This window comes from Bacillus sp. (in: firmicutes) (assembly GCF_031983925.1).
GTDB lineage: Bacteria > Bacillota > Bacilli > Bacillales > Bacillaceae_G > Bacillus_A > Bacillus_A pacificus.
Map to the genome: position 1 here is coordinate 414586 of NZ_DALYZR010000003.1, position 13425 is coordinate 428010.

10 protein-coding genes and 2 pseudogenes are annotated in these 13425 nt (G+C 31.7%); 10 read left to right on the forward strand and 2 right to left on the reverse strand.

Going from position 1 to position 13425, the window contains the following annotated elements:
* The first annotated feature begins 13 nt into the window (after window positions 1-13).
* Genes RTP99_RS13620 through RTP99_RS13630 form a run of 3 tightly spaced genes read left to right on the forward strand, consistent with a single transcriptional unit; the run spans window position 14 to window position 5360 of the window.
* Window positions 14-2671: a DDE-type integrase/transposase/recombinase gene (locus tag RTP99_RS13620; RefSeq protein WP_000938795.1), complete on the forward strand. Its 2658-nt coding sequence runs from the start codon at window positions 14-16 to the stop codon at window positions 2669-2671.
* A 27-nt stretch (window positions 2672-2698) separates the two neighbouring features.
* Complete coding sequence (locus RTP99_RS13625; RefSeq protein ID WP_000588996.1) at window positions 2699-3826, forward strand: TniB family NTP-binding protein; 1128 nt, start codon at window positions 2699-2701, stop codon at window positions 3824-3826.
* Window positions 3816-5360: a TniQ family protein gene (locus tag RTP99_RS13630; protein ID WP_000797843.1), complete on the forward strand. Its 1545-nt coding sequence runs from the start codon at window positions 3816-3818 to the stop codon at window positions 5358-5360. Before RTP99_RS13625 ends, RTP99_RS13630 begins: the two co-directional genes overlap by 11 nt.
* A 314-nt stretch (window positions 5361-5674) precedes the next feature.
* On the opposite strand, the pseudogene RTP99_RS13635 reads toward RTP99_RS13630, so the two are convergent.
* Together RTP99_RS13635 and RTP99_RS13640 are read right to left on the reverse strand one after the other, a co-directional pair.
* A pseudogene (locus RTP99_RS13635) lies at window positions 5675-5857 on the reverse strand (carboxymuconolactone decarboxylase family protein); the annotation flags it as partial.
* A 721-nt stretch (window positions 5858-6578) separates the two neighbouring features.
* Window positions 6579-6800 carry a hypothetical protein gene (locus tag RTP99_RS13640; protein WP_000461430.1) on the reverse strand — a complete coding sequence of 74 codons (222 nt, stop codon included), beginning with the start codon at window positions 6798-6800 and terminating at the stop codon, window positions 6579-6581.
* Window positions 6801-6891: 91 nt separating this feature from the next.
* Here RTP99_RS13640 and RTP99_RS13645 point away from each other — a divergent pair, with 91 nt between their 5' ends.
* The 7 genes and pseudogenes from RTP99_RS13645 (at window position 6892) to RTP99_RS13675 (ending at window position 13330) form a co-directional block, all read left to right on the forward strand.
* Window positions 6892-7608 (forward strand): DUF5626 family protein, encoded by a 717-nt coding sequence (locus RTP99_RS13645; RefSeq protein ID WP_000749037.1) that lies wholly within the window; start codon window positions 6892-6894, stop codon window positions 7606-7608.
* 238 nt (window positions 7609-7846) lie between these two features.
* A pseudogene (locus RTP99_RS13650) lies at window positions 7847-8043 on the forward strand (IS3 family transposase); the annotation flags it as partial.
* Window positions 8044-8461: 418 nt separating this feature from the next.
* Window positions 8462-9139 (forward strand): response regulator transcription factor, encoded by a 678-nt coding sequence (locus RTP99_RS13655; protein WP_001250263.1) that lies wholly within the window; start codon window positions 8462-8464, stop codon window positions 9137-9139.
* 331 nt (window positions 9140-9470) lie between these two features.
* Window positions 9471-10484, forward strand: a complete 1014-nt coding sequence (locus RTP99_RS13660) for a siderophore ABC transporter substrate-binding protein (RefSeq protein WP_000753460.1) — start codon at window positions 9471-9473, stop codon at window positions 10482-10484.
* Between the two features lie 19 nt (window positions 10485-10503).
* The gene (locus RTP99_RS13665) at window positions 10504-11520 is read left to right on the forward strand and encodes an ABC transporter permease (RefSeq protein ID WP_000041834.1); all 1017 of its coding nucleotides are present in this window, start codon (window positions 10504-10506) and stop codon (window positions 11518-11520) included.
* A complete protein-coding gene (locus RTP99_RS13670; RefSeq protein WP_000631131.1) occupies window positions 11517-12581 on the forward strand; it encodes an iron chelate uptake ABC transporter family permease subunit in 1065 nt (354 codons plus the stop codon). The genes RTP99_RS13665 and RTP99_RS13670 overlap by 4 nt, the downstream gene beginning before the upstream one ends.
* The gene (locus RTP99_RS13675; protein WP_000590065.1) at window positions 12578-13330 is read left to right on the forward strand and encodes an iron ABC transporter ATP-binding protein; all 753 of its coding nucleotides are present in this window, start codon (window positions 12578-12580) and stop codon (window positions 13328-13330) included. Before RTP99_RS13670 ends, RTP99_RS13675 begins: the two co-directional genes overlap by 4 nt.
* The last annotated feature ends 95 nt before the right edge of the window (window positions 13331-13425 follow it).

Consider the following 13425-nt stretch of genomic DNA (forward strand, 5'->3'; position numbering starts at 1 on the left):
AAGGAGTGAATTTATGTTACAAGAGACTGAGTTTATTAAATGGTGTAAGGATAATGGAATGTCTGATTTAGCACAAGATTTAATTAATCAGATCAGGATGTCTCCTCCAAGTAGAAAAGTAAAAAGTGGTCGTGGGAATGTACCAGGACGTTATCCTAGTAGGAAGATGGGGGTGACTATTCAATATGAAAGTCATCGAATTGAATTGAATGCAATATATAAGATGGAATATGATCTGTCAGTTTTAGAATACTATGATCAACCTAATCCAATTTTTTTAGAATACATGTCTAAGAATAATCGTAAGGTGACTGTTAATTCTACTCCAGATTTTTTTGTTATAAGGGAAAATGAAGCTGGATGGGAAGAATGGAAAACGGAAGAAGAACTTTTAAAATTAAGTCAACAATCTCCAAATCGGTATATGCGAGATTTGGAGGGAAATTGGAGGTGCCCACCAGGGGAAAAATTTGCGGAACGTTTTGGTTTGAAGTTTTATTTAAGGAGTTCTAAAGAGATTAATTGGAATTTTTCTAGAAATATTCAAGTGCTTGAGGATTATATAACTGCATCAGAATGGATAGAATTAGATGAACAGAAAATAAGGTTAATGCGAGATATTGTCAGCTCTAAGTATGGTATTACAATCGAGGAAGTTTTAGAATCTTACTATACTTTAACTATAGATGATATTTACTCCATAATTGCTCGAAAATATGTCTATTTTGATTTAAATAAGTATGTTTTAACTGAGCATCATCAAGCTCCATTATTCTTAAATCAAAAATTGTCCCAAATATATGAAATGAATTTTGCTGAAAATACAGATAGAGAAGAAGCATATACAGTAGCTCCTAATCTCCTTCAACAGGGTACTAAATTAGTATGGGATGGAAAAATCTATAATGTTATACATGTAGGGAATAACATTATATCATTGGTAGATGAAAAAGATAATTTAGTAAATATTTCTCAAAAAAATTTTAAAACTCTTGATGAGGAAGGGGCTATTCGGTTTCTAAATCAGAATAATAACATAGATGAACAACAAGAATATAGACAAACCCTGTTAGAAGGCGTTTCACCAAAGGCACTTGAGGAGGCCTATGGTCGATATAAATTACTGAAAGAGCATAGTGAAGAAGGTGGGAATAACCAATATAGTAATAGAACTATACGAAGATGGAAAAAGGCATTTGAAGAGTCTGAAAGATTATATGGAAATGGTTTTTTAGGTTTGCTACCAAAGAAACAACAAAGAGGAAATAGGATGCCGAAAATTGATACGGTTGTTCAAGATTTAATGAAAGAAGTTATAGAAAAGTATTATCACAATATTAAGCAATTGAGTGTAAAAGCTGTCTATGGTTTATTGATAGAGGAATGTAGAAAGAAAGGGCTTAGTATTCCTAGTTATGTAACTTTTACAAAGTATGTTAATGGCTATTCAAGTTATGAAGTAGTAAAAAGCAGAAAAGGTAAAAGAGCTGCATATTCAAAAGAGTTTTGGTATCTAGAAGGATATACCCCTAAACATGGTGATAGACCGTTTGAAATCGCACATATTGATCATACAGAATTAGATATAGAATTAGTTTTAATGCATGGGAAAGAAAAAGTGACTCGTAGACCATATCTTACTTTACTAATAGATGCGTATTGTAGAAAAATTCTAGCTCATTACATAACTTTTGATTCCCCTAGTTATCGGTCAATTATGATGGTTTTACGAGAGTGTGTAAGAAGGAACGGAAGGCTTCCAAACAATTTGGTAGTTGATGGGGGTAAAGAATTTCATAGTTTATATTTTGATGTATTATGTGCGCAATACAACATTAATAAGAAGGAAAGACCTCCAGCTAAGGCTAGATTTGGAAGTGTTATAGAGCGTTTATTTGGAGTAACCAATTCCTTATTTATACATAATTTACAAGGGAATACCCAATTAACAAAAGAGGTAAGAGTTGTTACAAAGAGTACAAATCCAAAAAACTCTGCAATTTGGACATTAGAAAAGTTAAATGCTTTATTCTATGAATGGATTGACTATTATGAAAATACAATACATGCTGGTCTAGGGACGACACCTAAAAATCAATTTGATATAGGAATTGCAATAGGAGGAAAGAGGGAGATGAATTTGATTTCATATGATCAAAACTTCATTTTATCAACTTTGCCATCTACACCTAGAGGAAAAGGCTTAGTGCAGCCTGGTAAGGGTGTTGTATTTAATAATGTTTGGTACTGGAATGAGGGGTTTAAAAATCCGAAAATTGAAAAAACTAATGTGGATTTAAAATACGATCCTTTTAATGTTGGAATTTTATATGCATATGTTAATAAGAAATGGGTTAAATGCATATCAGAATATTATTATCTTCTAGAGGGAAAAACACATAAACAATTACAAATAATTACCGAAGAGATTAGATATAAATTAGGTATTAAAGGAAGAATATCTCTTAAACAAATAGCAACGTTTATACCAACAATTGAAAGTCATGAAAAGGTAATAAAACAAGCTATTATTGAACAAGAAAATCAAAAATCCCGTGGTACGTTTGGGGAAGTTTTATCGGCAGATGACATGGAGGTTCAAAAATCTTTATCCAAATTTAGGGAGATAGACATAGAGGATATTCCAAGTTTCAAGATTATAGAAAGCTAATCAATCTGTGAAAGAGAGGTAAGGGTATTGATTAAAGAGACTTCTATAATAAAAGAAGAAACTACTATGGAAGGGAAGATGAAAAAATTCGAACGTGTAAAAATTATTCATCCAAAAATGAAGCAAATAATGTCCGAGCTTAAATCATTGATAGAACAGCCTTCTGGAAATGAGATTATTATGGTGTTAGGACCATCCGGTGTTGGAAAATCAACACTTATATATGAATTAAAGAAAGAAATTCTAAATGAAATGATGGTTGAATTAGAAAAAGATAAATCTATTCTTCCATTTGTGTCTGTAGAACTTATCTCTCCTGATAGTGGTGTTTTTAATTGGAAGGACTTTTACGTACGAGTACTAAGCTCTATGGAGGAACCATTAATTGATAAGAAAATTATTTATGAAGATAAAATTGAATCAAAGAGGAAACCTAGAGCAAGGGAAGCTCATTATTTAACTTCTCCAGAATTACGTAGATCATTAGAAAATGCTTTTTATTATCGTAAACCTAAAGTATTTATAATTGATGAGGCACAACATTTTATTAAGGTCCCATCAGCAAGGAAGTATTTAGACCAATTAGATTCGCTTAAATCATTATCAAATTTGACTAAGGTTCCTCAGTTATTAGTGGGTACATATGAATTAAAAAACTTTGTTAACCTAAATGGTCAATTGGCACGAAGGACTTTAGATATCCACTTTCCTAGATATGATCTATCTAATAAAGAAGACTTTATTAATTATTTGGGTATTATTCGAGGACTTCTAGAATGTTTGCCTATAGAAAAATCACCTAATTTATTAGAGTATTGGGATTTCATATATGAGAGAACTATAGGATGTGTAGGAATATTAAAAGATTGGTTAAGTAGAGCATTAAAATTAGCTTTGGAGAATAATGATGATGTGTTAGAAATGAATCATTTGAGAAATACAGCATTATCAATAAATAAAATTTCTAAGCTTGTAGATGAAGTGGCACAAGGAGAAATCTGTTTTATAGAAACATCAGAAAAGATACTAGACGTAAGGAAGAAATTAGGTATTGATAACACAGATATAAGGAAAAACAAACATTCAAAGAAAAAAGGTGTAGGGATTAGAAAACCGAATAGGGATCAAGTAGGTGGAAATAAGGATGAAGAATAGTTTTGATATTATTATAGTTGAAGATAGACATGATTTGGACTTGTATTCAAAAAGAAGTCAACTTTATGGATTGGAACCTATGGAAAAAGGTACAGCTTATGTAGAATGTTTAACTAGTTATATTAGTCGTTTAGCCCATGCTCATAATATATCACTAACTAATTTGATGCTTGGAACAATCTATCCTTGTATTATGGAGACTAGTAAACGGAATTCTTTCAAGACCGAGGAAGGAAAATATATTAATGGAATTGGTAAGGTAGCTCAAAGGTATGTAAATATATTAGAAGAACTGACAAATAAAAGTGATTTAAACCAGTTAACCCTAATGAATTGGTCAGCAATTTTAAATAAATCAACTTTGATAAATGGATATAAAAGATGGTGCCCAATTTGTTTTAGTGGGTGGGAATTAAAGGGCTCTATAGTTTATGAACCACTAATCTGGAATTTAAAGGATGTTAAAATTTGCAATATTCATAACTTATATTTGCAAGAAGAATGTCCGTGTTGTAAAAAGCGAATACCTTACTTTACTACTTACATTCGTTTAGGGTATTGTCCGTATTGTAATAGTAATCTAGGAAATATGGAATATTATCAATACTATAATTTCAAACACATACATGAATCTGATAAAAATATTGTTGGAACATATCTTGATTTAATAAAAAGTGGTTCTTTTTTAACGATAGTACCCTTGAAAGAAAAAATAAATTATTTTTTCACAAGATTATTGAATGAAAATAAGGATGTATCTTTTACGAATTTTTCGAAGCAATTAAATTATGATAGGAAAAGAATGACAACGTGGTTTTATGGAATTCATATTCCACCAATTGAATTTTGGACCAAAATGTGTACCATTTTAGAAGTGTCTATAGATACCTTGTTTTTGAATGATATTGATTTAAAAGCAATTTCTCCATACTTGCAGAAAAAGAAAAGAAGTAAAACTTATAAAAAATTTGAAAAACAGGATAAAGATAAGATGGAACATATTTTAGTTCTGTATTTGGATAATTTTGATAAAACTAGGAATATAATGTCGTTTAGTCAAGTTGCGGATTTATATGGTTTTCATCATTCGATATTATCGAAGCAGTTTCCAGATTTAAAAAAATTGATAGATGAGAAATATAGAGAATTTCTTAAGAAAAAGAAACTACAAGAAATAAGGAATTTAGAGAAGAGAATAGGGGATATTATCGAAGATGAAAGTATGTACAAATGGGGAATAAAAACGGCTTTAAAGAAATTTGGAATTAGTTATAAAGTAGCCCGCAGACATTTCCCGGATCTATGTCAAAAGATTATAAATAATCATTTAGAATATGTGAAACAAAAAAGCAAGGAAAGGATAGAGCGTGAAAAAAGAAATATAAAGGATTTTATGATACATTTACATAATGAAGGTATTATTCCTACGGATACCACAGTAGTAAATTATTATCCGAAAAGTGTTGTGTTTAAGGAACATTTTTTTAGGAGATATAGAACAGAAGTAAGGAAAGAACTTGGATATGACTTTTAATTTTTGGCCAAATTATGGTTAAATATATTGCTTTAAGACAATTTATAATTAAATAAGTATATAAGATTTAGAGATATTTATGGGAATTGATCTTGATTTGGTCATTAATTGATTAATTACATGGCCAAATTGTTCTTTAATTTACATGTATGATATGAACCATAACTTTGCCAGGTTGGCGGGGGGATGGTTCTTTTTGTTTTGTGCTTTTATAAAATACTTAAGTTGATAGGGATGAGGCAGTACCCCATCCCTATCAAGCTATCAAAACAAAATCTCTCCTAAAACGAAAAAGAGATGGAGAAAACAATATCATTAAGTGCCGCATTAATATGGACATTAAGTTGTGGTTCACAGCCACCCTGTGTAGTTAATAATGCGATTGTAACCAATTGACGTTGTTTGAGGTCTAATCCTTCTCGAGGATAGATATCATCAAAAGCGAATTCAACAACATATTTACCGAGATCAGGAGCAATATCTTTTAGTGAATCTATAACACGCTGCCCGCCTTATCCATATAATTCCATTATTTTTTGCCAGCCACACTGATAACGTCCATTATTCATTGTAATTGCCTCCTAAGATTTTAAGACACCCCCATAACGAGAATTTTACTTTTTTACAGTTATTTATGAAAATTCCGCTTGTTTTTTTCATTTTTGGGATGCTAGACCTAAAAATCCAGCAATAAGCACAGACTAAAACATTTAGTCTACATGGAATAATTTTAATAATTTATGTTTTTTCTGAAATGTACACTAGGTGTAATATAATATATTTCTTATTAGAATTATAACAAACAGTTGTATAGATAACTAGCCTTGTTTTTTAATCAATCTATCTTTAGACTTATACATAGAGCCCCTATTTTGGGAAATAAAAACAAAATTAGATATTGATTGGTATTTTATATTTTATTTTTTAAACTTAAGAAATGTCATGAGAGAATTAGGTACAAAAACTGGATATGTAACATGCGTCTAAACGACTGTATCTACAATCTCCACCTAAATGAGCATGCTATGTAACATAGCTTACAAATTTGAAGTACTTACATAAGATCAGATTTCATACATTGAATCTAATTTTGAAGAGCAACAAATTAATGTGGTATAGGGAAAAGGAGGATTGATGAAAGATTTTTGTGAGTTTGCTATACAAAAAAATATTGCCAAAGACAATGAAACTATCTTTGGCAAAAACGAGTCATTAATTTTATTTCTTTTTTTCCAGTAAGGTCGCTGTCGCAAAGTAAAGTAAGGTTCCTATGATTCCAGTAAAAAATACTTTTTGCTCTGAAAACATAAAAGACATACCGTATGCTATTACGATAGAAATTGTTAGACCAACATATAATTTGTTAAACAATTTATATGTTAAAAATCCTGCTAAAAAAGAAATAAGAATTGGTGTTCCATATAGCGTAAACTCAAACATTTACAAAAACTCCCTTTTTTAAGATATCATTCAATATTTACAACATTCTAAATTATTTTAGAAAAGAAATCAATAGAGGAGAATTTACAAAATGAAAAAATCATTATTTAGTATTCTTTTTGTTTTCACACTATTTATTGGAGGAAAGGCAGCCTCAGCCGATGAAAAAACGTTTGGAGATTATAATGAAATTGCAGAAAAAATGAGACAAGATGGTGCTTCGGAATCTGATATTTCAAGCGTAATTACGAAATTACAAAATGATGAGCCTCTGGATTCAGAGAAAACATCAGGTGAAGCAGTATTATTTAATTATACTGAATTAGAAATGGTTAATAATCCATTTGCAGCTACTGCGGAAAACCCGAAAAAAGTTAATCGTTACCCTGACGGTTCATATAACATTGTTGAATTAGATATTGAAAATGATGAAGAAGCTGCTACTCCTTATAGTTCTGGAAGTTTCAAAACAATTAAAGTTACAGGTAAAAATGCGCTTAGTAATGCGTCGTATAGTGCTAGAGTATATTTAAACACTCATAATGGAAACAATTACATCGATAAAGTATATGGTAAAAATATACATACTATAGCTGGTACATTCAGTGATGATAAACTTGCAATTAGTCGTAAGACTGAAAATCGTTCACAGAAGATTACAGCAAAATCAAGCTTATACTTTAAATATACAAACTATAAAAATATGTCAGCTAAAACAATTTACTTAAGAATGCATACTGGTGATAGTTTGAAAGATAGATTAGGTATCTGGGTATCTATGACTGATGGATCAGCAAGTTATAAATAAGTCTTATTGATTGAATATAACTATTAATTCATTATATAATAATAAAGTAATTTTTATTAGATTTATTTGGTAACGTAAAGAAATACTTTCCTATTACAAAAAAAGAAGACATCCATTTTAAAATGTACCCTATAGAATAGACAATTGAAAAAAGTCTATTCTATAGGGTGTTTTTTGTATAATAAAAGGAAAATTTGGATCGGAGAATGTTGAAAGTGACAAAAAAGCTATTTACAGAAAGAGAAATTCAAATTTTATGAAGAAATACGAGATTGTCTGTCCGGTTCGCAAAGCGAATCCTTATAAAGGATGCTAAAATCTACAAAAGAACATCAAATAGTACCGAATTGATTAAATAGGGAATTTAAACAAAACACCCTAGGGAAAACACTCGTTACAGATATCACCTATTTAGTTTACGGTAAGAATCAAAGGAAAGGATGGCGTTTTTTATGTCTGTTTCTGTGTCTAACGTATTACAACTATTTCCTACACGTAGCTTTTAAAAAAAGAAACAACCTCTACTATAATTAGCGTTGTATGGGCTTAGCTTGATAGCGATGGGCAGTACCCCTGAAACAGAAAATAAAGAAATGGTTATGGATGATAAGCAGATATATACTATAGCTGATCGTAAAAGCCCAATTGGTGAGTTTCTATTAATAAAATCATTTTATTCAAATCTTAATATGTTTTGTGTTTCTATCTATACCTATTGTAAGATTATATAGAGTTCTCCTAATAAGCTGTTATAATGACTTTTTTTAGGAGTTTAATACTTATAAATCTTAAATTATTTTTGGAGATAATTTTTTATCTAACCAAGTTATATTGAAGTAGAGGTGAACCATCGGTGAGGCAGGTGTTAGTAATTAAAAATGAAAGGTCTTTATCAAAGAAAATCGTAAGCGGTTTAACGGAAGAAGGCCATTTCATTTTAAAACTTCACAATGAAAACGAAGGTTTAAATATAGTATATGAACAAGATTGGGATATTATCATATTAGATTGGGATTCATTAAGCATATCTGGACCAGAAATTTGCAGGCAAATACGACTTGTTAAAATGACACCGATCATTATTGTGACCGACAATATTTCTAGCAAGGATTGCGTAGCAGGGTTACAAGCAGGAGCGGATGATTATATAAGAAAACCATTTGCGAAAGAAGAATTAGTAGCAAGAGTTCAAGCTATTTTAAGGCGAAGTGATTATACTCAGCAAAATGAGCCGAATTTTGTTCAGTTTAAAGATCTCCTTGTTGATGTATCTAGCAATATTGTGAAAAAAGGCGGTAAAAATCTCTCGCTTACGAAACGCGAGTACGACTTACTTGTATTTTTAATCAAGAATAAAAACACAATATTGAGCCGTGAAATGCTTTTGAATCAGGTTTGGGGATATAACGTAGTAGTAAATCCAAATGTAGTAGACTTATATATTGGATATGTAAGAAAAAAGTTAAAGTGTGAGAAGAAAGACAGATATATTCAAACGATACATGGCAGAGGCTATTCAATGATTGAATGATAAAATAGTTTATGTGAAATATGAAAAATTAGCTATTAATGGTCATTTTTTTTACAGTAGAAATCACAGTTTATAAGGTGCTAATCTACTGGTTAGTACGTGTGGGGGATGAATTTGTTGCGCATTAGTTGAGATTATATCTAAGTTATGTTTAATTTTATTAACTCACACCATTCACAAGATTTTCACATAATTAATGACTATACTTATTTACAGGATATTCAAATGAAAATGATTATCAATATTGATTTAGGTGAATAGCAGTTATTATCTAATTCAATCTTTGGAAGTCATCATTTTCGAAATAAATTACATAATAAGGAGTATACGTATGAAAAAAACTATGCTTTTAAAATTAGTAAGTATTCTAGCAATTTTCACTTTAATGTTAGTAGCTTGCTCAAATCCAGGTAAAGAAACTTCGAAGGCTACTAAAGATAATGGTAGTGATAAGCCAAAAACAGTAGAAATCACTGATGCGCATGGAAAAGTTACAGTTCCTGTAAATCCAAAGAATGTAGTTGCTTTAGATAATAGAACGTTTGAAACTTTAGCTGATTGGGGAATTAAATTAGCGGCTGCTCCAAAGGATGTCATGCCTGCTGATTCAGCATATAAAAAGGATGAAAAAGTTCAAAATATCGGGAATCACCGCGAACCAAATCTTGAAATTATCGCAGCTGCAAACCCTGACCTTGTAATCGTTGGTCAAAGATTTGCTAGCCATTACGAAGAAATCAAAAAATTAGTACCAAATGCAGCAGTTATTGATCTTAATGTTGATGTTTCTGAGAAGGCTACTAAGCCTGGAGAAAACTTAGTAAAAGGACTTAAAGATTCTACAGTTACTTTAGGAAAAATCTTTGATAAAGAGAAAGAAGCTAAAAAATTAGTAGCTGATTTTGATAAATCTATTGAAAATGCAAAATCTGCTTATAACGGAAAAGATAAAGTTATGAGTGTTATCGTTACTGGTGGTAATATTGGTTTTGCTGCTCCACATTCTGGTCGTGTTTGGGGACCAATGTATGAAATTTTCGGTTGGACTCCAGCATTAGAAGTTTCTAATTCTACTGCAGGTCATAAAGGTGACGACGTTTCTGTTGAAGCTATTGCACAAACAAATCCTGATTGGCTGTTCGTATTAGATCGTGATGCTGCAACATCTGATGCAGCTAAGTCAGCTCCTGCTCAGGATGTTATTTCTAAATCACCAGCTCTTCAAAACACAACTGCTGTTTCTAAAAAACAAGTTATTTATGCACCAGCAGATACTTACACAAATGAATCAATTCAGACTTATATAGAGTTATTTGGAAATATCGCAAAAACTTTAGCTAAGTAGTGTAAAGGGGTACGAAGCAGTGTCAAAAAATATAATTTCTAGGGTTGAGAATATTTCTCAACCCCAGTTTTATAATCACAATAAATTATGGACAAAATCTTTTATAATAGCGATTATAGTTGTTCTAATTTTAGGGATTATATCACTGTTTACTGGCGTTTATGATATACGTGGACAAGAGGATGGAATGGAGATGTTTTTCATCACTCGTGTTCCGAGAACAGTTGCATTAATGCTTACTGGAGCTGCAATGGCGATGGCAGGGCTTGTCATGCAACTTATTACACAAAATCGTTTTGTTGAACCTACTACAACGGGAACTATTGAATGGTCAGGCTTAGGCCTGCTTTTTGTGTATTTACTATTCCCTGCCCCGACTTTAGTTCAAAGAATGACTGGTGCAATCATTTTTTCTTTTATAGGAACTATGATTTTCTTTCTATTTTTAAGAAGAGTTAAGCTTCGTTCGTCTTTAATTGTCCCGATTATTGGATTGATGCTTGGAGCAGTTATTTCTGCAGTGTCTACTTTTTTGGGACTCCTTTTTCAAATGACGCAAAGTATTGAAACTTGGTTTGTAGGTTCATTTGCTAACATTCAGGTCGGAAGATACGAATATTTATGGCTGATTGTTATCGTTACTTTGCTTATTTTTATGTATGCGAATAGATTGACTTTAGCTGGACTAGGAGAAGATGTCGCAACAAGCCTTGGCGTTAATTACAACCGAATTGTTCTTTTTGGAACAGCTCTTATTTCTTTTGCCGTTGGGATTGTTGCAGCTGTTATTGGAAATTTACCTTTCTTAGGGTTAATTGTTCCAAATATTGTTTCCATGTTTAGAGGTGATGATCTTAGAAGTAATTTACCTTGGGTGTGTCTGATCGGAATGGGTACAATAACTGCCTGTGATATCATTTCTCGAACAATTATAAAGCCTTTTGAATTACCTGTTTCTTTAATACTTGCATCAGTGGGAGCAGTCGTGTTTATTACTATTTTATTGAGAAAAAGAAAACCAAGGAGGCCACGATGATCACATTAGATTATAGAAATAAAGAAAATGTCGAAGTCGATTCTAGCCTTCATAATGAAAGTAGATCAGCTAGCGCTTTTCGTTCTAAGAAGGAAGCAAGACGTTATTGGATTGTACTGATAACATTGATTGCTTTAGGCCTCCTTTCTTCATATGGACTGTTAGTGTATAACAATCCAGTTCCGATAGATTCACCTTCTTTTATCCCAGTTGTTAAGAGAAGGATTGTAGCTATTGTTGCAATGATTATTGCAGCTGTTTGCCATAGCTTGTCGACAGTTGCTTTCCAATCCATTACGAATAATAAAATTATTACGCCTTCGCTTTTAGGTTTCGAATCACTTTATTCAGCAATTCACACGAGTACAATATTCTTCTTTGGTGCTAGTGCATTGATCAATTTTACTGGGATTGGTCCATTTTTATTTCAAATTTTTGTTATGGTCCTCATGAGTTTGATACTTTATGGATGGCTACTTTCTGGTAAATACGGGAATTTACAACTTATGCTTTTAGTCGGGATTATTATTGGTGCTGGACTAAATTCTATGTCAACTTTCATGAGAAAGTTACTTGCGCCTTCAGAGTTTGATCTTTTACAAGCAAAATTATTTGGCTCTGTTAATCATGCAGATCCTGCATATTTTCCTATTGTCATTCCGATGATTATAATTGTAGCAGTATTAATTTTTGCTCATTCTAAGAATTTAAATGTGTTATCACTAGGAAAGGATGTTGCTACTTCCTTTGGAGTTAAATATCAACCTAGTGTAATTTATACGCTTGTATTAGTAGCTATTTTAATGTCTATTTCAACAGCTTTAATTGGGCCACTTACTTTCTATGGGTTTTTAGTAGCAACTTTGAGTTATCAGGCGGCGGCAACTTATGATCATAGATATATTTTCCCAATGGCTTTTGCAATCGGATTTTTAATAATGACGAGCGCATACTTTTTAATGTATCATGTATTCAATGCTCAAGGTGTAGTTTCAGTTATTATTGAATTATTTGGTGGAATTATATTCTTAACTATAGTTTTAAGGAAGAGGGCTTTATGATAAAAATCGATAATGTTAAAAAGTTCTATACTGATAAGGTAAAAATAGGACCTTTGGATATTGAAATACCAAAAGCGGGCTTTACTTCTTTAATTGGACCAAATGGTGCTGGAAAGTCTACGACACTTTTGATGATAGGAAGACTTTTAGATATGGATGAAGGTCAAATCCAAGTAGCAAATATGGATGTTTCTGAATCCAAATCAAAAGACTTAGCAAAAGTTTTGACTATATTGCGACAAGAAAATCATTTTGTAACGAGGCTTACTGTTAGACAATTAGTTGGATTTGGACGCTTTCCTTATTCAAAGGGAAGATTAACTAAAGAGGATGAAGTTATTATTTCTAAATATATCGACTTCCTAGATTTAACGAATTTAGAGAATAGATATTTAGATGAGCTTTCTGGTGGTCAAAGACAAAGGGCATATGTAGCGATGGTATTGTGCCAAGAGACGGAATATGTACTTTTGGACGAACCTTTGAACAACCTTGATGTTGCTCGTTCTGTTCAAATGATGGAGCATTTGAGACGTGCAGCTAATGAATTTGGAAGAACAATTTTGACTGTTATGCATGACATAAATTTTGCAGCAAAATACTCTGACAAAATTTGTGCTATGAAAGATGGACAAATTGCTGCTTTTGGAACAGTAGAAGAGGTTATGGACCCAACACTTTTGACAGATATTTTTGAAACAAAAATAGAGATTATTGATGGTCCTTATGGGCCGATCGCTGTTTATTAGTTATAAAATGTATACTGTAGCTGCTGTCTATATTTTGTAGGCAGCAGCTTTTTTGCGATTGCATTTATAAAAAAGTTATTTTACATAAGGTGAAT